This is a genomic window from Blautia hansenii (assembly GCF_013304445.1).
GTDB lineage: Bacteria > Bacillota > Clostridia > Lachnospirales > Lachnospiraceae > Blautia.
On sequence record NZ_JAAITA010000007.1, the window covers coordinates 109,717 to 129,674 of the forward strand.

Consider the following 19,958-nt stretch of genomic DNA (forward strand, 5'->3'; position numbering starts at 1 on the left):
CTAATAATGGCTTTCGTGTATAATGGAAACGTAGTTTTTAAATCCAAAGATAAATTGTTGTAAAAGGCGGGTAAAGTCATGAAAAAAGTAGTGGTAATGTTTTTATGTGCCATGCTGACTATGGGAAGCATCAGTGCATGCGGCAAATCTGAATCCGATAAAAATGGGAAAAATACCGTTCAGGCACAGACGGAGGATAAGACGACAGAAGAAAATAAGACAGAAGATAAAGCAGAAGACAGCGATACAGAGGCAAAAGAAGAAGCGGATAAGAATTCGGAAAGCAGTGAAATGGAAAACCCGACAGAGGAAGAAGGCCAGGATGCTGCAGGCGAAGAGAGTGATATGGCAGAAGATATGACAATGAAAGTGCTGAAAGAAAGCGCCGGGACCATAGACTATACGGCTCTGGAAGAATTAAATCCCGAACCGGGAAGTCATATTGCAGTCGTGGTAAAAAATACCAAATCCAATTTCTGGGCGACTGTGAAAAAGGGAATGACAGCTGCAGTCAAAGATTTGAATGAAAAAATGGGATACAAAGGAGATGATAAGGTTAAACTATCCTTTGAAGGACCTGCAGATGAGCTGGATGTGGAAAGCCAGATTAATACCATTGACGCAGTTCTGGCGGAAAATCCTACGGTTTTATGTCTGTCAGCCATAGATATGGAATCCTGCGGCGCACAGCTGGAAGAGGCTATGGGAAATGAAATCCCCGTGGTGATTTTGGACTCAGGTGTGGAAAGTGAACTGGTAAATACAGTGTGCGCTACAGATAATTACGCGGCAGGGGCAGAAGCAGCCAAAAAGATGGCGGAAGCTATTGGAAATAAAGGGCAGGTAGCGATTATGGCTCATGCAGAAACTTCCAAGAGCAGTCAGGATAGGGAAAAGGGATTTACAGAAGAAATTGCAAAGAACTATCCCGAGATTGAGATTGTGAATATTTCTCATGAAAACGAAGAAAACAGTATGTCGGAAATGGCAGAGGCTGTTCTGGTTTTGTATCCGGAAGTGAAGGGCTATTATTGTACAAATGAGTATGCAGCCAATGACGTTCTGGATGTCGTAGCAGCTTCCGGGAAAGAAATCACCGTGTTGGGATTTGATGCAGGTAAAAAGCAGGTGAATGCAGTGAAAAACGGAACAGAGCTTGGAACCTTTGTGCAGAACGCTTATGGAATGGGATATGCTACGATTATTGCCGGTATCCGGGCTGATATGGGGCTGCCAAATGATAAGTTTATCAATACGGGCTATCAGTGGATAGACAGTTCCAATGTGGATTCAAAAGAATACGCTAATTATTTATATGAATAAAGCGCTGATGTGAAAGTGAATAAAAGAAGTGAATTGCTAACAAGATAATTTGTTAAAACACACAAAAGACAAAAGGAGAGATTGTACAAAATCAACACAATCTCTCCTTTTGTCTTTTGGAAACAGGGATGAAACTTATAATATTGGCGATTGAGACGACAAAATTCGTTATTAAATTGACAAAATGCATAATTCATAGTAATATCAAACTATGTGAAGGTGGTGATACTGTGGTAGAAGAAACAATCAAAGAAATCCGGAAAACTGAACAGGAAGCGGAGGAGATTGCAGCTAATGCCAAAAGTCAGGGCGCGCAGATTCTCCAGCAGGCGAAACAGGAAACGGAGCGGGCGAAGGCCACTATGATTGAGAATGCGCAGGAGAAGGCGAAAGCAAATAGAGAAGCTGCGCAGGCTGCCGGAGAGAGAAGGCTTGCAGAAGCTTTGAAATCGGCAGAAAAGGAAATTGCAGGAATAAAAAGGACTGCAAAAGAAAAAGAAAAGCAGGCAGTACAGGCTGTTATTGAAAGTCTGATATAAGACTGCCAACAAAAACAGGAAATAAGGAGTGATGCGAATATGGCAGTATTGCAGATGCAAAAAGTCAGTATCTGCGCGCTGAAAAAGGACAGAAAAGCCATTTTGGAGAAAATTCAGTCCATGGGTGTTATGGAAATCTCCAGATTTGAAAGTGAAGAAGAAGGTTTTCAGACAGTAAATACTCAGGAAGATCGGAGCGCATTTGAGAAAAATGCAGCTTTGGCGGACACGGCGCTGAATATTCTTCAGGAGTATGTACCGGAAAAGGTATCCATGTTTGCCAGTCTGGAAGGCAAAGACCTGATAGAAAAGAGCAAATATCTTGAAACTGCCCATAGGGAAAAGGAAGTTCTGGATATGGCGGCGCAAGTGGTCAAACTGCATAAGCAGACGGCAGAGTGCAAAGCCAATGTGCAGAAGCTGGAAAATCAGATAGAGACCCTGCGTCCGTGGATGAATCTGGATATTCCCGGAGATTTCCAGGGAACGGAAACTGCGGCAGTGCTCATTGGTTCGATGTCAGGAAGCTTGACACTGGAAGATATTTACAGTCTGATTTTAGAGCAGGCGCCGGAGGTGTCCGGAGTGGATATTTCTATTTTATCTTCGGAAAGAGATACGGTGTATCTTGCGGTGGTCTGCCTGAAAAAAGATGTGGAAAAAGTGGAAGAAATTCTTCGGCAGAGTGGATTTGCCAGGCCGTCTCAGAGTATGAGCAAGATTCCGGCCAGGGAAAAAGAAGACCTGCAGCAGCAAATTACAGTTTTGCAGCAGGAGATGGAAGAATGTGGCAATAAAATTGCTTCCTATGCTTCTGAACGGGAGAAATTCAAACTGATTTCAGATTATTTCCGGGCAAGAGCCGAGAAATATCAGATACTGGGACAACTTCCCCAGTCAAAGAAAACGTTTCTGGCAGAAGGTTATGTACCAGCAAAGGCAGTACCCGCGCTGGAAAAAGCATTAAATGCGGACTTTGATTTAAGCTTTGAGACAGAGGAAATCCCGGAAGAGGAAGAGATGCCGGTGCTTCTGGAAAACAATGGATTTTCAGAATCCGTGGAAGGTGTTCTGGAGTCCTATGGTCTTCCAAAAAAGGGAGAAATAGACCCCACAATGCTGATGTCCTTCTTCTATGTGTTTTTCTTTGGATTGATGCTGTCCGATGCAGCGTATGGGCTGGTGATGTTCCTGGGCTGTTTTGTGATACTGAAGAAGTTCCCGCGTATGGAACAGTCTTTGAAAAAATCCATTAAGATGTTTATGTACTGCGGGGTTTCTACTTTAATATGGGGTATCCTTTTTGGTGGATATTTTGGAGATGCCATAGATGTAGTGGCACGAACCTTTTTCCATGTGGAGGTTCCGGAAGGCGGTCTTGTAAAGGCGCTTTGGTTTGTTCCTTTAAATGAGCCCATGCGTATGCTGATGTATTCCATGGCATTTGGTCTGATTCATTTGTTTGTGGGACTGGGCATTAAGGGGTATATGCTTTTAAGAGACAAGAAAGTTCTGGACTTTTTCTGCGATGTGGTGTTGTGGTATGTATTCCTTATCGGATTACTGCTCCTGTTGCTGCCCAGTTCTATTTTTGCCTCTATTGCGCAGGTAGACCCCAGCATTTTCCCACCGTTTGTGGGAAGCGCAGGAAAGATTCTTGCTATTGCAGGTGCGTTGGGACTTCTGTTTATGTCAGGACGTTCCAGTAAGAACTTCGGGCTTCGTCTGGCCCTTGGTGCTTACGATATTTATAATGTAACAGGCTGGCTTAGCGATGTGCTTTCTTATTCCCGTCTTCTGGCGCTGGGACTGGCAACCGGTGTAATTGCTTCGGTTATTAACCAGATGGGCAGTATGATGGGAGACGGCGTTTTAGGTGTAGTTGTGTTCCTGGTAGTCTTTGTATTCGGACATACCTTTAACATGGCCATTAATATTTTAGGCGCCTACGTTCATACGAACCGTCTGCAGTTTGTTGAATTTTTCGGCAAATTTTATGAGGGTGGAGGAAAAGCCTTTCACCCGTTTAAGTTCAATACAAAGTATGTGGATATTAAGGAGGAAAAAAGTTTATGAGTCATTTAGGAATTGTTTATGCATTATTAGGTGCAGCATTGGCAGTATTTTTAGCAGGTGCGGGTTCTGCAATCGGAGTTGGTATTGCAGGTCAGGCTGCGTCAGGGGTTGTTTCAGAAGACCCAAGCAAGTTTGCAAAAGTATTGATTATGCAGCTTCTGCCGGGTACACAGGGTATTTATGGTCTTCTGGTTGGATTTATTACACTGTCTAAAATCGGACTTTTAGGCGGCGGAATGTTGGAATTAACACCACAGCAGGGGCTTCTGGTACTGGCAGCGTGTCTTCCTATCGGTATTGTTGGATTGATTTCCGGAAAATCTCAGGGCAAGACATCTGCAGCAGCCATCGGAATTGTTGCTAAGAAACCGGAACAGTTCGGTAAAGCTATGCTTTTCCCTGCAATGGTTGAGACTTATGCAATCCTGGCGCTTCTGATTTCCATTCTGGCTGTAACAAATCTTCAGTTTTAATTGAGTTTTTATTGCAGAAATCGTAAAGGAGAGCAGAAGAATGACTGGATTAGAAAAAATGAAAAGCCAGATTCTTGAAGAAGCAAAAGCCGCTGCCGGAGAAATCCTTGCAGATGCTGAAAAACAGGCAAATGCAGTGAAGGAAAAGGGAAAAGAAGAGGCAGAAGCTGCGTGCAGAGAAATCTCCCAAAAGTCAGAAGAAGAGGTGAAAGCGGTTGAGGAACGTGCTGTTTCTTCCTGTGATTTACAGAGAAGAAAAGCACTCCTTACAGCAAAACAGGAAATCATCAAAGAGGTGCTGGACAGTGCATATCAAACCTTGCTGAACGCAGATGATGAAACCTATTTTGCCCTTCTCAGAAAAATGCTGCATAAGTTTGTGCTGGCACAGGAAGGGGAAATTTGTTTTTCTGACACAGATTTAAAGAGACTGCCTCAGGGCTTTGAAGAAGAGATTCAGGCGATAGCAAGAGAGAAAGGCGGCGTACTGACACTTTCAAAGGAAAGCAGAAAGGTATGCGGCGGATTTGTTCTTATATATGGAGGAATTGAAGAAAACTGTACCTTTGAGGCTATGTTCAGTTCCAAAAGAGACGAACTTTCTGACAAAGTTCACCGTTTATTATTTTTAGAAGCATAACCGCAAAAAGGAGGAATGGACTTGTCTAGTACGAAATATACCTATGCGGTTGCGCGAATCCGGGCGTTGGAAATAGCGTTGTTTGACGCTTCAGTGATTGAACAGCTTCTGGCCTGCAGTACAGAGCAGCAATGTATTCAGCTTTTGCAGGAAAAGGGCTGGGGAGACGCAGATACGCCTGCAAAGGCAGAGGCAATTTTAGACCGTGAGCAGGAAAAGGCGTGGGAGACTATTCGGGATTTGCATGTGGATATGTCTGTGTTTGACGTTTTTTCCTATCCCAATCTGTTTCACAACTTAAAGGCAGCCGTTAAAGAAGCCTGCACTTCCCAGAATGGAAGGAACCGGAAAATTTACTATGAGGATACCAATATTTCACCGGATGAAATGCTGGATATTATCCGCAGCAAAGAATTTTCCAGACTTCCTGAATATATGGCGAGCGCGGCAAAGGAAGCTTATGAAACCCTTCTTCATACAGGAGACGGGCAGTTGTGTGATGTGATTGTGGATAAGGCGGCTCTTGAGGCTGTGTACCATGCAGGAGAGCGGGCTACAGACAGCATTATCCGGGATTATGCGGAATCTATGGTAGCCATTGCGGATATTAAGATTGCTGTGCGTTCACAGAAAACCGCAAAGACAATAGAATTTATGAAACGTGCAATGGCACCGTGCAAGTCGCTGAATGTGGAACGTCTGGCAAAGGCGGCATGCAGCAGCATGGAAGCTATTGTGGACTATCTGGCAGGAACTGTTTATGCAGAAGGTGCAGCAGCTATTGCAGAATCATCTTCCGCATTTGAGAGATGGTGCGACAACCGTATGATGCGCACTATGCAGCCCCAGAAATATGAATCCTTTTCCGTAGGACCGCTGGTAGCGTACCTGCTGGCAAGGGAGAATGAAATAAAAACCGTGCGGATTATTCTTTCCGGAAAACAGAATGGTTTTTCCGAGGAGGCTATCCGGGAAAGGGTAAGGGAAATGTATGTATAAGATTGCAGTGGTAGGTGATTACGACAGTATTTACGGATTTGCCGCACTGGGTCTTGAAATTTTCCCGGTGGCAAACCGCAGGGAAACAGAAGAAAGATTAGCAGCTCTGGCCGACAGCGGATATGGAATTGTCTATATCACGGAAGCTGCGGCAGCCGAGTGCGGACAGATAATAGAGAAATTTCAGGAAAGACTGTTGCCCGCTGTTATCCGGATTCCCGGTGTATTCGGAAATACAGGCGACGGAGTGCAGGGAGTGAAAGACTCTGTAGAACAGGCAGTCGGTTCTGATATTCTGTTCAGTAATAATTAGAAAGCAGGTGATACGTGACCATGAGCAAGGGTACGATTAAAAAAGTAGCAGGACCGCTGGTTATTGCAGAAGGCATGCGTGACGCGAATATGTTCGACGTGGTTCGTGTAAGTAATCAGCGTCTGATTGGTGAAATCATAGAAATGCATGGAGATGAGGCATCTGTTCAGGTATACGAGGAAACTTCGGGACTTGGACCCGGAGAACCGGTAGAATCCATAGGGGAGCCTCTTTCCGTAGAACTTGGACCAGGTCTGATTACCAGTATTTATGACGGTATTCAGAGACCTCTGGATGATATTATGAAGGTTTCCGGCACCAATTTAAAGAGAGGTGTGGAAGTTCCTTCTCTGAAAAGAAATTTGAAATGGGACTTTGTTCCTGCGGTAAAACCAGGTGATGCGGTGGAAGCCGGCGACATTATCGGTACGGTACAGGAGACTATCGTAGTCAATCATAAAATCATGGTTCCTTATGGCGTCAAAGGTACTGTCAAAGAGATTAAAGCAGGAGAATTTACCGTAGACGAAGTGGTGGCTGTGATTGCAGGAGAAAATGGTGACAGAGAACTTACCATGGCGCAGAAATGGCCGGTTCGTAAAGGCCGTCCCTATCTGAAAAAACTTCCGCCGGAAATGCCTCTGGTAACGGGACAGCGTGTTGTTGATACTTTCTTCCCTATTGCCAAAGGTGGTGTGGCAGCCGTTCCGGGACCATTCGGAAGCGGAAAAACCGTTATTCAGCACCAGCTGGCAAAATGGGCGGAAGCGGACATCGTTGTATATATCGGCTGCGGAGAACGCGGAAACGAGATGACAGACGTATTGAACGAGTTTCCGGAACTGAAAGACCCGAAAACAGGCCAGTCTCTGATGGAGAGAACTGTGCTTATTGCCAATACTTCCGATATGCCGGTTGCGGCCCGTGAGGCATCTATTTATACCGGTATTACCATTGCAGAATATTTCCGTGATATGGGATATTCCGTAGCGCTGATGGCAGACTCCACTTCCCGTTGGGCAGAGGCTCTTCGAGAGATGTCGGGACGTCTGGAGGAAATGCCGGGTGAAGAAGGTTATCCTGCATATTTGGGTTCCCGTCTGGCTCAGTTCTACGAGAGAGCCGGTCATGTGATTTCTCTTGGGAAGGATAAGAGAGAAGGCGCCCTTTCCGTTATCGGCGCCGTATCTCCTCCGGGTGGTGATATTTCCGAGCCGGTTTCCCAGGCAACTCTTCGTATTGTCAAGGTATTCTGGGGGCTGGACGCGTCTCTTGCTTATAAGAGACATTTCCCGGCCATTAACTGGCTGACCAGCTACTCTCTGTATCTGGACAACATGGAAAAATGGTTCAATGAAAAAGTAGCGCCGGACTGGATGGAGGGACGTCAGAAAATGATGAGCCTTCTGCAGGACGAGGCAGAACTGGAAGAAATCGTAAAAATGGTTGGTATGGACGCGCTTTCCGCAGGTGACCGCCTGAAAATGGAAGCAGCCCGTTCTATCCGTGAGGACTTCCTGCACCAGAACTCTTTCCATGAAGTGGATACTTACAGTTCTCTGAAAAAGCAGCATCTCTTGATGAAACTGGTAGTGGCTTACTATGAGCAGGGGGCAGAAGCACTGGAAAAAGGTGCGGGTATTCAGGACCTTGTAAAACTGGAAGTTCGTGAAAAAATCGGACGTTTTAAATATGTAACAGAAGACAATTTGGACAACGAGTATGAAGCTGTCTTAAAACAGCTTTCAGAAGAAATTGCCAATGTATTAGGGAAGGAGGACTTCTAATGCCGAAAGAGTATAGAACCATACAGGAAGTTGCCGGCCCTCTTATGCTGGTACGCGGCGTTGAAAATGTACATTATGATGAATTAGGAGAAATCGAACTGGCCAGCGGTGAAACTCGCCGCTGCAAGGTTCTGGAAATTGACGGAAGCAATGCGCTGGTACAGCTTTTTGAAAGTTCTACCGGTATCAACCTGTCCAACAGTAAGGTGCGTTTCCTGGGACGAAGCATGGAACTTGGCGTATCTGAGGATATGCTGGGACGTGTCTTTGACGGCCTGGGACGTCCTATTGACGACGGTCCGGAAATCCTGCCGGACGAGAGAAGAGACATCAATGGTCTGCCGATGAACCCGGCTGCCAGAAGTTATCCGGAAGAGTTTATTCAGACAGGTGTTTCTGCCATTGACGGTCTGAATACCCTGGTTCGTGGACAGAAGCTGCCGATTTTCTCCGCTTCCGGTCTGCCTCATGCACAGCTTGCAGCGCAGATTGCGAGACAGGCAAAGGTACGCGGTTCAGGAGAAAACTTTGCCGTTGTATTTGCAGCTATGGGTATTACTTTTGAGGAATCCAACTTTTTCGTAGAAAGCTTTAAAGAGACAGGCGCTATTGACAGAACGGTTCTCTTTATCAACCTGGCGAATGACCCGGCGGTAGAGCGTATTGCCACACCGAAAATGGCACTGACTGCTGCAGAATATCTGGCATTTGAAAAGGATATGCACGTTCTGGTTATCCTTACGGATATTACCAACTACGCGGACGCTCTTCGTGAGGTATCCGCAGCCCGTAAAGAAGTTCCGGGACGCCGTGGTTATCCGGGTTATATGTATACAGACCTGGCAACCATGTACGAAAGAGCCGGACGTCAGAAAGGCAAAAAGGGAAGTATTACCATGATTCCGATTCTGACCATGCCGGAAGATGATAAGACCCACCCAATCCCTGACCTGACAGGTTATATCACAGAGGGACAGATTATCTTAAGCCGTGAACTGTACCGAAAAGGTGTGACACCGCCTATCGACGTACTGCCTTCCCTGTCCCGCCTGAAGGATAAAGGTATCGGCGAAGGAAAGACCCGTGCAGACCATTCCAATACCATGAACCAGCTTTTCGCAGCGTATGCCCGTGGTAAAGAGGCGAAAGAACTTATGGTCATTCTGGGTGAAGCAGCGCTTTCTGATATTGATATTATCTATGCAAAATTTGCAGACGCCTTTGAGAAGGAATACGTTTCTCAGGGATATATGGCAAACAGAGATATCGAAGAAACACTGAAAATCGGCTGGAAATTGCTTTCCATTCTGCCGAGAAGCGAACTGAAACGTATTGACGATAAATTCTTAGACGAATATTACGGCAAATACTAGAAAGAGGTGATACTTTGGCATCTACGCAGGTAACTCCTACCCGAATGGAACTCACCCGCCTGAAAAAGAAGCTGGTAACTGCCGTCAAGGGCCATAAACTCTTAAAGGATAAGCGAGATGAACTGATGCGTCAGTTTCTGGACCTGGTAAGAGAAAACATGGCTCTTCGCCAGAAAGTGGAAAAAGGGATTTTGTCGGCGAATAAGAATTTCGTGATTGCAAAGGCAGGTATGTCTGAGCAGATTTTAAACACGGCCTTAATGGCCCCCAAGCAGGAAGTCTATCTGGAAGCAGACAAGAAAAATGTCATGAGTGTGGATATTCCGGTGTTTCATACCAAGACCAGAACCGCAGACGCCAATGATATTTATTCTTATGGTTTTGCTTTTACTTCCGGCGACCTGGACGGCGCGGTAAAATCCCTGGCCGATATTCTGCCGGATATGTTAAGGCTTGCAGAAGTGGAAAAATCCTGCCAGCTGATGGCAGCGGAAATCGAGAAGACCAGGCGGCGTGTAAATGCTCTGGAACACGTCATTATTCCGGAGACGCAGCGAAATATCAAATATATCACCATGAAGCTGGACGAAAATGAGAGAAGTACGCAGATTCGTCTGATGAAGGTGAAGGATATGATGTTGGAAGAAGCACATCATTATAAAGAAAAAGAATATGCAGTGAAATAAGCTGCAATAAGAGAAGCCTTGTTTTTGGTATGAAATTTCGAGAGAAAGAGTGCCAGGAACGGGGTTTTTCTATGTTTTTAATGTTATCGAGTCGAACCAGCACCAGGTTTTCGGAAAAATGAGAGGAAAAGCTGTGCTGGACGACGGGAAAGAGATTGTGGTGAAGGATATGATGTGCTTTGCGGAGAAAGTGTGTAATCGGTATTAAAAACAAGTAGCGTTACAACCGTACAAGTATGTATAATAGAAGATAGAAGAATTCGTAATTACAAGGAGGCTATATACATGAGTGCAGAAGCAAACAAAAGTACGGTAGTAAACGGAAAAGCAGTACTTGGAATTGAGCTTGGTTCCACCAGAATTAAGGCAGTTCTGGTGAATGAAAAGAATGAACCGATTGCGTCCGGAAGTCATGAGTGGGAAAATCAGCTGGTAAACAATATCTGGACCTACAGCGAGGAAGCTATCTGGAAAGGTATTCAGGACAGTTATCAGGATATGGTAAAAGATGTAAAGGAGAAATACGGTGTGCCTGTGAAAAAACTGGCTGCACTGGGATTCAGTGCTATGATGCACGGCTATATGCCTTTTGATAAGGTAGGAAACTTGCTGGTCCCATTCCGAACCTGGAGAAATACCATGACGGAGCGTGCCAGCGAAGAACTGACGCAGCTTTTTGCCTATCACATACCTCAGAGGTGGAGCATTGCACACTTATACCAGGCAATTCTCAACAAAGAAGAGCATATAAAAGACATTGACTTTATGACGACTCTGGAGGGCTATGTACACTGGAAATTAACTGGAGAAAAGGTACTGGGGGTTGGGGAAGCTTCCGGTATGTTCCCGGTGGATATGAATATCCGCAATTATGATAAAAAGAGAACGGAACAGTTTGATGAACTGGTTGCATCCTATGGATTTCCATGGAAGCTGGCCGATATTCTGCCTAAGGTGCTGGTGGCTGGTGAAGAGGCAGGCCGTCTGACAGAGACAGGTGCCAAATTGCTGGACGTTACGGGCGAACTGGAAGCAGGTGTACCGCTGTGTCCGCCGGAAGGAGATGCAGGAACCGGAATGGTGGCAACCAACAGTGTGGCCCGGCGCACAGGAAATGTGTCTGCGGGAACTTCGGTGTTTGCTATGGTAGTTCTGGAAAAAGAGTTGTCCAGGGTATATCCTGAAATTGATTTGGTGACGACACCTACCGGAAACCTGGTGGCAATGGTACACTGCAATAACTGTACTTCTGATTTAAATGCCTGGGTGGGTATTTTCAAGGAATTTGCAGAAAGCATGGGGATGAAAGTGGATATGAATCAGCTTTTCGGAACCCTTTACCGCAAAGCGATGGAAGGAGATGCAGACTGCGGCGGTCTTCTGTCTTATAATTATTTCTCGGGAGAGCATATTACCGGTTTTGAAGAGGGGCGTCCGATGTTTGTCCGCACACCGGAAAGCAAGTTCAATCTGGCAAACTTTATGAGAGTGCATCTGTTTACTTCTTTGGGCGCACTGAAAACAGGCATGGATATTCTTCTGAAAGAAGAAGGCGTGAAACTGGACAAAATTCTGGGACATGGCGGCCTGTTTAAGACAAAAGGCGTGGGACAGAATTTACTGTCCGGTGCGATTCATACACCGGTGTCCGTAATGGAAACAGCGGGAGAAGGCGGTGCCTGGGGAATTGCTGTACTGGCTTCTTACCTGGTAAATAAAGAAGAGGGCGAAAGTCTGGAAGAGTATCTGGGCAATAAAGTCTTTGCCGGACAGAAAGGCACAGAAGTGCAGCCGGACGAAAGAGATGTGAAGGGCTTTGATGAATTTATGGTAAGATATAAAGCAGGGCTGGCTATTGAGAGAGCGGCCGTGGACAATCTGAAATAAGAAAAGTGGTTTGGAAGGGCAATCCTTGCAGGCAAGAATACCTTTTAGAGAGAAGGGGTATTTTGGCGGGCAGGATTGCCTTTTTTTGCTATTTACAAAGCGTAAAATCTGTGATAGTATATGCAATGCGAGAACGTATGTTCTGTAAAACTGAAAAGAAAGGGCAGAAAAATATGATAAAACGAAAATGGAAACATCTTCTGGTATATATGCTGATACTGCTGTTTTCCCTTACCGGGTGCAATGCTATGGATATCAGCAGCACAGAGGCAGACGCTGCGCAGCAGAATGAAGAACCGATACAGACACAGGAAGAAGCGCAGGCGGATTCGGCACATGCTTCACTGACAGTACATTATCTGGATGTAGGACAGGGCAATGCCATTCTGGCAGAGTCAGAGGGACATTACATGCTGATAGATGGAGGAGCGAGGGAAAGTTCGTCTTTTGTAGTTCGTTATCTGAAAGAGCAGAAAATCGAAAAGCTGGATTATATTTTGATTTCTCACTTTGATGAAGATCATTTAGCGGGGGCTATCGGTGCGCTGTATAATTTTCCGGTGGATACGCTGATTACACCGGACTATGAGACAGATTCCGCTATTTACCGTTCTTATGAAAAGGCAGTGAAGGAGAAATCCTATGAAGCACTGCACCCGAAGGTGGGAGAACAGTTTGCTTTTGGGGCAGCAAAATTCCGTATCATTTCCCCTGTGTCGTATGGACATGAAGACGAAAACCAGGATTCTGTGGGAATAATTCTGGAAAATGGAAAGAATCGCTTTTTTATCGGCGGTGATATAGGTTTGGAAAGCGAAAAAGAAATTTTGGACGCTGGTACGGAGATTAAAGCAGATGTGATGTTGATGAATCATCATGGTTCCCATGTGAGTCGGAGATTTTTTGAACAGGTATCTCCGTCTTATTGCGTGATAAGCTGCGGGGCAGATAACAGTTATGGACATCCCAGGCAGGATACCGTGTCTCTGATTAAGGAAGAGCAAGTGCCGCTCTTCCGGACAGATAAGCAGGGAACCATTATTTTGCACAGTGACGGAAACAGCATTTCCTTTGAACAGGAGCCTTGCAATGATTATACGCCGGGACAGCGCGGGGCTTCCGGCGGACAGGAGGAAAGCGGAGAAAATCCGGATATACTGAATAATAGTGACGCACAGAATTGCGATTATATCCTCAATATCCATACAAAGAAAATTCACAGGCCGGATTGCACCTCTGTGAAGAACATGAACGAGGAAAACCGGGCTTATTATAAAGGAGATATTCAAATGCTGAGAGAAAGCGGCTATACAGATTGCGGAAGCTGTAAGCCATAAGAAAAGAGGGAAGACAGCCTGCTTTTGGGCTATTCTTCCCAAAATAAATCATTTAATGTACAGTCGAGTTCTTTGCAGATAGCAATACAGAGTTTTAAAGAAGGGTTAAAGTCCCCGGCTTCTATCATACCGATGGTCTGCCGGGTAACCCCAACCCGCTCAGCCAGTTGTATCTGCGAAAGATTCTTTTCCATTCTGGCTATTTTCATTTTTATATTTTTTTCCGTCTTTTTTTCCGTTGTTTCTTTTTTTCTCAAAATCCCATACCTTCTAAAAGTTCTTTTGCTTTTTCATAGTTTTCTTTTGTCACATAAATGAAAATTCCGGCTTTGGAAAATCCGCCGTAAAGGTTTAGAATTCCCATGCTGCTTTCGTCCTGCATGACAGCAGCAATTCCATTTGTTTCTAAAACATCGGCAATCATAGCAGCTTCCAGATTGTCTTTTGCGGTATACAGAGGAATCAATTCATCATTTTTCATTTGACAGAATCGGGATTTTGATTGTCCATAGAAATAATTTATATTTATTTAATACTTGCCGCATTGACAACCCAACCTTCTCACAGTAATATGAAAATGTAGAAATTGTGCATTTGCACAGGAACTTATGGAGCGTTTTACATAATGGAAAGAGAAACCACAGATAAAAGGACAGAGAAGACAAAGGCCAGTATTCTTCAGGCTCTGATTTCATTGTCCAAGAAAAAAGAGATAAACGAAATTTCCATTCGGGAATTGACAGAGGCGGCGCATATACACAGAAATACTTTTTATCTTCATTACACAGATGTGTATTCCGTGCTGTCTGAAATAGAAGAAAACATGTGTCGGGATATTAAGCACATGGCAGAAAAGTATACTCCGGATGAACTGCGGGACCATGTGGGAGATGTGACGGCAGAGGCTTTCCGGTATCTATATGAGCAGAGGGAAAGCTGCATTTTGCTGCTGAGGGCAAGGAGTATGGTTTCCAGTGGGAAAAATTTATTGGAGAGTATTTTTGAGCGGTATCTCACTGCGTATCCGAAAAGTTTTGACCGGAACTCCCTGGAGTTTCAGGTACAGTTTCAGTATTGCACAGCAGGCGCGTTGGGTATTGTGAGATACTGGTTTGAACAGGACTTTACCCAAAGTCCGGAGAGAATGGCGGCCCTTACGGGACAGCTTTTGATAAAAGGGATTCAAGGAGCGACCCAGGTTTCATAAAGGAAGTACAGCGAGGAGAAAGCATGGAAGATTATGTAAAGTTAGAAAATGTGACAAAGATTTACAAGATGGGCGAGGTGGAAATACGGGCCGTGGACGGCATTTGTTTTTCCATTAAAAAAGGCGAATTTGTAGTTGTAGTTGGCCCAAGTGGTGCGGGGAAAACTACGGTACTGAATATCCTGGGCGGCATGGACACCGCGTCTTCGGGGCAGGTTTTGGTGGATGGCAGCGATGTGGCAAAGTACAATTCCAGACAACTGACAGGATACCGGAGAGATGATATTGGATTTGTATTTCAGTTTTACAATCTGGTACAGAATCTGACAGCTCTTGAAAACGTAGAACTGGCGCTGCAGATATGCAAAGAGCCGCTGGATGCGGCACAGGTACTGCGGGAGGTAGGGCTGGGAGAACGATTGAACAATTTCCCGGCACAGCTTTCCGGTGGTGAGCAGCAAAGGGTTTCCATAGCAAGGGCTTTGGCAAAAAATCCCAAACTTCTTTTGTGTGATGAGCCTACCGGTGCGCTGGATTACAATACAGGAAAATCTATTCTGAAACTTTTACAGGACACCTGCCGGAAAATGGGGATGACTGTGATTGTCATTACCCATAACTCTGCAATAGCTCCTATGGCAGACCGCATCATTCATATCAAAAACGGAAAGGTTTCTTCCATGGAACAGAACGAGCATCCGGTTCCGGTAGAAACCATTGAATGGTAGGTGAAGAGTGATGAAGAAGCGGGCGATTAGAAAAGATTGCTATATGGAAATCCGAAAAAGTAAGGGAAGATTCCTGTCTATTTTCTTTATTGTGGCTATGGGCGTGGCATTTTTCTCCGGTATTCGGGCCTCTGAACCGGATATGCGGTATTCGGGAGATGCTTACTTTGACCGGAAACAGCTTATGGACATTCAGGTTATGGGAACCCTGGGACTCTCTGAGGAAAACATCGAGGCCATTCGTCAGGTGAAAGGTGTGGAAAAAGCAGAGCCGGGGTATTCGGCAGATGTGCTGGTGGAGTCAAAGGGAAATCAGAAAGTACTTCACGTTTCTTCTATCCTGGATTCTATGAATCAGTATACCCTGGATGAAGGAAGAATGCCGGAAAAAGCAGGGGAATGTTTCATAGACCAGGATTTTCTGGCAGCTTCGGATTTAAAGGTAGGGGATAAAATTCAGCTTATCAGCGGAACCAAAGACCCGGTGACAGATACTTTTAAAACAGATATGTTTGAAATTGTAGGAAGCGGCAGCAGCTCTTCTTATGTGTCTTTCAGCAGAGGCAGCAGTACTGTGGGAAACGGAGAGGTCAATGGATTTCTGGCTGTGCTGCCGGAGGATTTTGCCTTGGACGTTTATACGGAGTGTTATGTTTCCGTGGAAGGTGCAAAAGAACTGACCGCATTTACGAAAGAATATGACGATTGTGTGGCCCAGGTACAGAAGCGGATAGAAGCCATTGGAGATGAACAGGGGAAACTGCGGGCTGATGAAATCCGCGAGGATGCACAGGAAGAACTGGATAAGGCAAAGAAAGAGCTGGAAGATGGCAAAGCAGAGTCAGAGGAAAAACTGGCAGATGCCAAAAAGCAGATAGAGGACGGAGAAAAACAGCTGCAGGAAGGAAAAGATAAGTTAGCTTCTGCCAGAAAAGAGGTACAGGACGGCAGAAATCAGCTTTATTCCAGCCAGAAAGAAGTAGATGCAGCAAAAACACAGATTTCTCAGGGCTGGGCACAGCTGGAAGAGGGAAAAGCAGAATTTGCAGCCAAAGAAGAGGAATTTAATCAACAGTATGAAGCCGGAATGGCCCAAATAGAGGAAGGAGAAGCCCTTCTGGCAGCGGGCTGGGAGGAATTTAACGGAAAGAAAGCAGAGTATGAAGCTGGTGTGGCCCAGTTAGAGGAAGCAAAAAGGCAGCTTGCAGCTTTGCAGGCATCTCTGGATTCCGGTATGCTTTCCGAAGAAGAAATTGCTCAGGTGCAGGGGCAGATACAGGCGCTGCAGCAGGTGATTTCTACCCAGGAACCTATATTGAATGAGGCAGGAACACAGCTTGCAGCAGCAGAAGCGGAGTTAAATCAGAAGCAGCAGGAAGCAGAAGCGCAGTCTGCAGCAGCAAAGGCGCAGTTAGAACAGGCAAAGGCTGCCATAGAAAGCGCCCGAGCTCAGCTTGCGGCAAGTGAGCAGGAACTAATTGCCGGACAGAATCAGGCAGACGAGGGACAGCAGCAGATCGATGCAGGCTGGAGTGGCATTTACGCCGGAGAGGCAGAAATTGAAAAAGGCGAGAAAGAAATCGCAGAAAATGAGCAGAAACTGGCAGACGCCAGAAAAGAGTATGAGAATGGTCAAAAAGAGGCTGACGAAAAGATAAAAGACGGAGAAGACGAAATCAAAGATGCGGAAGACAAGATTGAAGATATAGAAGATGCAGAGTGGTATGTAGAAGACAGAAGTGTTCTGCCGGAATATACCGGGTACGGTGACAATGCAGACCGCCTGCGGGCCATTGGTGCAGTTTTCCCCATTTTGTTCTTTGTAGTGGCAGCGCTTATCAGTCTTACCACTATGACCCGTATGGTAGAAGAGCAGAGAACCCAGATAGGCACTTTAAAGGCTTTGGGATACGGCAAATTCAGTATAGCTGGAAAGTATTTAAACTATGCGCTTCTGGCGACTATGGGCGGCAGTGTTTTAGGTGTACTATTCGGAGAAAAAGTTTTTCCGTACATTATTGTTACTGCCTATAAAATTATGTATACCCACATGCCGGACGTGGAAGTTCCATATAACTGGGAGTTTGGCATTATGGCAACTGCGGCGGCTCTGGTCTGTACGGTGGCGGCAGCAGCACTGGCCTGCTATAAAGAACTGGCTTCCCAGCCAGCAGTGCTTATGCGTCCCCCGGCACCGAAGCAGGGAAAACGCGTTTTCCTGGAGAGAGTACCATTTATATGGAAAAGACTGGGCTTTATCTGGAAGTCCACCATTCGCAACCTGATTCGCTACAAAAAGCGTTTCTTTATGACGGTGTTTGGTATTGGCGGCTGTATGGCTTTGATGATTGTGGGCTTTGGGCTGAGAGATTCCATTTTTTCCATAGCTAAAATCCAATATGAAGAGCTGCAGCTTTATGACGGTATGGTAATTCTGGACACGGATGCGGATAAGGAAGATAAAGAAGAGTTAAAAGAATATCTGCGCACGGACAAAGAAGTGGAAGCAGTTTCGGAAGGATATCTGAAGAAAATAACAGCAGAAAAGGACGGAACAGAGAAAGAGATATATCTGTATGCGCCTCAGAGCCTGGAAGAAAATAAGAAGTTTCTTCATTATCGTGACAGGAGAACTCATAAGACGTATGAGTTGGGGAAAGATGATGTGTTTCTCACAGAAAAAGCAGCAAAACTTCTGCATGTGAAAAAGGGAGATACGATTTCCGTAGAATTGGAAAATGGCGTACAGAAAGAATTGAAAGTTACAGAAATCTGTGAAAACTATATGGAACATTATCTCTATGTTTCACCGGATACATACGAAGAACTCTATGGAAAACCCATGGATTCCAACAATATTTACTTCAAAATGAAGGACTCGGATAAGGAACAGCTGACAAAAACAGGAGAAAAAATCCTGGATAATCGTGCGGCTTTGAATGTTTCTTATACCTACAATTTCCAGAGCCGTCTGGATGATATGCTGGAAAGTCTGGACATTGTCATTGTGGTGTTGATTGTGTCTGCGGGATTACTGGCCTTTGTGGTGCTGTATAACTTGAACAATATCAATATTACAGAACGGCGGCGGGAACTGGCTACCATTAAAGTACTGGGTTTTTACGACAAGGAAGTGTCCGCTTATGTTTACCGGGAAAACGTGCTGCTGACGATTATCGGCGTGATTGTAGGCATGATACTGGGGGCTTTGCTGCATCGGTATGTGATTACCACAGTGGAAATTGATGACGTCATGTTTACCAGAATCATAGAACCCCTCAGCTTTGTGTACAGCGCAGCGCTGACCTGTGTGTTCTCCGTGTTTGTAAACTGCGTGATGTATTTTAAATTGAAGAAAATTGATATGGTGGAATCGTTGAAGAGTGTGGAATAAAAAATTATCTTGACATAAAGTAAAAAAATTAGTAAATTATTTATTAGAAAATTGTGTGGAGGTTACTTATGGCAACGATAAAAGATATTGCGCAGGAAGTTGGGGTTTCTACTGCTACGGTATCCAGAGTATTAAATTACGATGAGACAATTTCAGTAAATGATGAAACCAGAGAAGCTATTTTTGAGACAGCAGAGCGTTTAGAATATAAAAAGAAAGTGGTTTATCCTAAAATTGATAAGGTGGCATTTCTGTTTTGGGCATCGAATCAGGAGGAATTAGAAGATATCTATTACCGCTCTCTTTATAAAGAGATAAAGAAACAGGCTGAAATCAGAAATGTGCAGTTTACAATCGTTACAAAAAAGCAGGGGATTCAAGCTGTACCTAAAGATACCAGAGCTTTTATCGGAATTGGGTGGTTTTCTCAGAAGGAGATAGACGTTTTGAGAACTATTACAAGGCAGGGAATTTTTATGGACACATCTCCAGACGAGAGTTTGTATGATTCTATTCGGCCCAATCTTGATTCTATCGTGACGCAGATAGTAGATTTTTTCTATAAGAAGGGTCATAGAAATATAGGATTTGTAGGTCCGTTTGATTACGATATTAACTCCTTTGAACGGGTGATGGATGTGCGTGAATGGTCGTTTATTGAAAGCGTGAAATATTATAATATATACGAGGACAAAAATATTTATATAGCGGATGCACTGACCGTAGACGAAGGATATCGGATAGGGAAAAAGATGCTGGAAGAATTGGGTGAGAAGTTTCCTACAGCTGTGTGTGTAGCAAGTGATACATTGGCTGTAGGACTGCTGCAGGCTTTTAACGAAAAGGGAATTCTGATTCCAAAACGTATAGAGTTTTTTAGTATTAATGATATTAACGTGGCTCAGTATGTATCCCCTCCATTAACGACTTTTCATATTGATGTTCCAGCCATGTGCGAAAGTGCGCTTGACCTTCTTGCTGAAAGAATCATTAAAAAAAGAGAAATTACAAAAACAGTATATATCAATGGGAAACCGGTATTTCGACGCAGTTGTACGGAATAACAGCAGAATATCTGATAAATGATAGGAGGAAGCCATTTCATTTGTGCTATTAGTAAGCAAATGAAATGGTTTCTTTTTTGTGTCAGCAATGAAATAAACCACCTGCTATGCGGGTGGTGGGAGAAATCTTTA

Annotated in this window: 19 protein-coding genes; 17 read left to right on the top strand and 2 right to left on the bottom strand. The window is 44.7% G+C overall.

The genetic code is table 11. The features are described 5' to 3' along the window. Positions 1 to 78: 78 nt before the first annotated feature. From G5A70_RS07625 to G5A70_RS07685, 13 genes are all read left to right on the top strand, one after another. Positions 79 to 1,323, top strand: a complete 1,245-nt coding sequence (locus G5A70_RS07625; protein ID WP_173749064.1) for an ABC transporter substrate-binding protein — start codon at positions 79 to 81, stop codon at positions 1,321 to 1,323. Between the two features lie 230 nt (positions 1,324 to 1,553). Continuing rightward, entirely contained in the window at positions 1,554 to 1,862 is a 309-nt protein-coding gene (locus tag G5A70_RS07630; protein ID WP_226853556.1) for a hypothetical protein, read from the top strand. 39 nt (positions 1,863 to 1,901) lie between these two features. Then, complete coding sequence (locus tag G5A70_RS07635; RefSeq protein ID WP_173749065.1) at positions 1,902 to 3,938, top strand: V-type ATP synthase subunit I; 2,037 nt, start codon at positions 1,902 to 1,904, stop codon at positions 3,936 to 3,938. Then, complete coding sequence (locus G5A70_RS07640) at positions 3,935 to 4,411, top strand: V-type ATP synthase subunit K (protein WP_173749066.1); 477 nt, start codon at positions 3,935 to 3,937, stop codon at positions 4,409 to 4,411. Before G5A70_RS07635 ends, G5A70_RS07640 begins: the two co-directional genes overlap by 4 nt. Positions 4,412 to 4,451: 40 nt before the next feature. Beyond that, positions 4,452 to 5,051 carry a V-type ATP synthase subunit E gene (locus G5A70_RS07645; RefSeq protein WP_173749067.1) on the top strand — a complete coding sequence of 200 codons (600 nt, stop codon included), beginning with the start codon at positions 4,452 to 4,454 and terminating at the stop codon, positions 5,049 to 5,051. A gap of 21 nt (positions 5,052 to 5,072) precedes the next feature. Then, complete coding sequence (locus G5A70_RS07650) at positions 5,073 to 6,050, top strand: V0D/AC39 family V-type ATPase subunit (protein ID WP_173749068.1); 978 nt, start codon at positions 5,073 to 5,075, stop codon at positions 6,048 to 6,050. Further along, entirely contained in the window at positions 6,043 to 6,363 is a 321-nt protein-coding gene (locus G5A70_RS07655; protein ID WP_173749069.1) for a V-type ATP synthase subunit F, read from the top strand. Before G5A70_RS07650 ends, G5A70_RS07655 begins: the two co-directional genes overlap by 8 nt. A 20-nt stretch (positions 6,364 to 6,383) precedes the next feature. After that, complete coding sequence (locus tag G5A70_RS07660; protein WP_173749070.1) at positions 6,384 to 8,150, top strand: V-type ATP synthase subunit A; 1,767 nt, start codon at positions 6,384 to 6,386, stop codon at positions 8,148 to 8,150. Further along, on the top strand, positions 8,150 to 9,523 hold the full coding sequence (locus tag G5A70_RS07665; protein ID WP_173749071.1) for a V-type ATP synthase subunit B: 1,374 nt from the start codon (positions 8,150 to 8,152) through the stop codon (positions 9,521 to 9,523). The genes G5A70_RS07660 and G5A70_RS07665 overlap by 1 nt, the downstream gene beginning before the upstream one ends. Before the next feature lie 14 nt (positions 9,524 to 9,537). Continuing rightward, on the top strand, positions 9,538 to 10,209 hold the full coding sequence (locus tag G5A70_RS07670; protein WP_173749072.1) for a V-type ATP synthase subunit D: 672 nt from the start codon (positions 9,538 to 9,540) through the stop codon (positions 10,207 to 10,209). A 49-nt stretch (positions 10,210 to 10,258) separates the two neighbouring features. Beyond that, positions 10,259 to 10,417 (top strand): DUF2804 domain-containing protein, encoded by a 159-nt coding sequence (locus G5A70_RS07675; RefSeq protein ID WP_226853558.1) that lies wholly within the window; start codon positions 10,259 to 10,261, stop codon positions 10,415 to 10,417. A gap of 77 nt (positions 10,418 to 10,494) precedes the next feature. Further along, complete coding sequence (locus G5A70_RS07680) at positions 10,495 to 12,096, top strand: xylulokinase (RefSeq protein ID WP_173749074.1); 1,602 nt, start codon at positions 10,495 to 10,497, stop codon at positions 12,094 to 12,096. Positions 12,097 to 12,269: 173 nt separating this feature from the next. Beyond that, complete coding sequence (locus G5A70_RS07685; protein WP_226853560.1) at positions 12,270 to 13,433, top strand: ComEC/Rec2 family competence protein; 1,164 nt, start codon at positions 12,270 to 12,272, stop codon at positions 13,431 to 13,433. Between the two features lie 29 nt (positions 13,434 to 13,462). Here G5A70_RS07685 and G5A70_RS07690 read toward each other — a convergent pair whose 3' ends face one another. Both G5A70_RS07690 and G5A70_RS07695 read right to left on the bottom strand, forming a co-directional pair. Beyond that, the gene (locus G5A70_RS07690) at positions 13,463 to 13,642 is read right to left on the bottom strand and encodes a helix-turn-helix transcriptional regulator (RefSeq protein WP_173749088.1); all 180 of its coding nucleotides are present in this window, start codon (positions 13,640 to 13,642) and stop codon (positions 13,463 to 13,465) included. Between the two features lie 44 nt (positions 13,643 to 13,686). Further along, positions 13,687 to 13,914: a DUF2007 domain-containing protein gene (locus tag G5A70_RS07695; RefSeq protein WP_173749076.1), complete on the bottom strand. Its 228-nt coding sequence runs from the start codon at positions 13,912 to 13,914 to the stop codon at positions 13,687 to 13,689. Positions 13,915 to 14,058: 144 nt separating this feature from the next. Between G5A70_RS07695 and G5A70_RS07700 the strand changes: the two genes are divergently transcribed. The 4 genes from G5A70_RS07700 (at position 14,059) to G5A70_RS07715 (ending at position 19,826) form a co-directional block, all read left to right on the top strand. Further along, positions 14,059 to 14,640, top strand: a complete 582-nt coding sequence (locus G5A70_RS07700; protein ID WP_173749077.1) for a TetR/AcrR family transcriptional regulator — start codon at positions 14,059 to 14,061, stop codon at positions 14,638 to 14,640. 23 nt (positions 14,641 to 14,663) lie between these two features. Beyond that, complete coding sequence (locus G5A70_RS07705; RefSeq protein WP_173749078.1) at positions 14,664 to 15,368, top strand: ABC transporter ATP-binding protein; 705 nt, start codon at positions 14,664 to 14,666, stop codon at positions 15,366 to 15,368. A gap of 10 nt (positions 15,369 to 15,378) precedes the next feature. Then, the gene (locus tag G5A70_RS07710; RefSeq protein WP_173749079.1) at positions 15,379 to 18,762 is read left to right on the top strand and encodes an ABC transporter permease; all 3,384 of its coding nucleotides are present in this window, start codon (positions 15,379 to 15,381) and stop codon (positions 18,760 to 18,762) included. Positions 18,763 to 18,830: 68 nt separating this feature from the next. Continuing rightward, entirely contained in the window at positions 18,831 to 19,826 is a 996-nt protein-coding gene (locus G5A70_RS07715; protein ID WP_173749080.1) for a LacI family DNA-binding transcriptional regulator, read from the top strand. Positions 19,827 to 19,958: the final 132 nt, after the last annotated feature.

What these genes read in the sequence shown, in the direction of transcription:
- G5A70_RS07625 (WP_173749064.1), top strand. Translation starts at nt 79, where the DNA reads ATGAAAAAAGTAGTGGTAATGTTTTTATGTGCCATGCTGACTATGGGA.
- G5A70_RS07635 (WP_173749065.1), top strand. Translation starts at nt 1,902, where the DNA reads ATGGCAGTATTGCAGATGCAAAAAGTCAGTATCTGCGCGCTGAAAAAG.
- G5A70_RS07640 (WP_173749066.1), top strand. Translation starts at nt 3,935, where the DNA reads ATGAGTCATTTAGGAATTGTTTATGCATTATTAGGTGCAGCATTGGCA.
- G5A70_RS07645 (WP_173749067.1), top strand. Translation starts at nt 4,452, where the DNA reads ATGACTGGATTAGAAAAAATGAAAAGCCAGATTCTTGAAGAAGCAAAA.
- G5A70_RS07655 (WP_173749069.1), top strand. Translation starts at nt 6,043, where the DNA reads ATGTATAAGATTGCAGTGGTAGGTGATTACGACAGTATTTACGGATTT.
- G5A70_RS07660 (WP_173749070.1), top strand. Translation starts at nt 6,384, where the DNA reads ATGAGCAAGGGTACGATTAAAAAAGTAGCAGGACCGCTGGTTATTGCA.
- G5A70_RS07665 (WP_173749071.1), top strand. Translation starts at nt 8,150, where the DNA reads ATGCCGAAAGAGTATAGAACCATACAGGAAGTTGCCGGCCCTCTTATG.
- G5A70_RS07680 (WP_173749074.1), top strand. Translation starts at nt 10,495, where the DNA reads ATGAGTGCAGAAGCAAACAAAAGTACGGTAGTAAACGGAAAAGCAGTA.
- G5A70_RS07685 (WP_226853560.1), top strand. Translation starts at nt 12,270, where the DNA reads ATGATAAAACGAAAATGGAAACATCTTCTGGTATATATGCTGATACTG.
- G5A70_RS07690 (WP_173749088.1), bottom strand. Translation starts at nt 13,642, where the DNA reads ATGAAAATAGCCAGAATGGAAAAGAATCTTTCGCAGATACAACTGGCT.
- G5A70_RS07695 (WP_173749076.1), bottom strand. Translation starts at nt 13,914, where the DNA reads ATGAAAAATGATGAATTGATTCCTCTGTATACCGCAAAAGACAATCTG.
- G5A70_RS07700 (WP_173749077.1), top strand. Translation starts at nt 14,059, where the DNA reads ATGGAAAGAGAAACCACAGATAAAAGGACAGAGAAGACAAAGGCCAGT.
- G5A70_RS07705 (WP_173749078.1), top strand. Translation starts at nt 14,664, where the DNA reads ATGGAAGATTATGTAAAGTTAGAAAATGTGACAAAGATTTACAAGATG.
- G5A70_RS07710 (WP_173749079.1), top strand. Translation starts at nt 15,379, where the DNA reads ATGAAGAAGCGGGCGATTAGAAAAGATTGCTATATGGAAATCCGAAAA.
- G5A70_RS07715 (WP_173749080.1), top strand. Translation starts at nt 18,831, where the DNA reads ATGGCAACGATAAAAGATATTGCGCAGGAAGTTGGGGTTTCTACTGCT.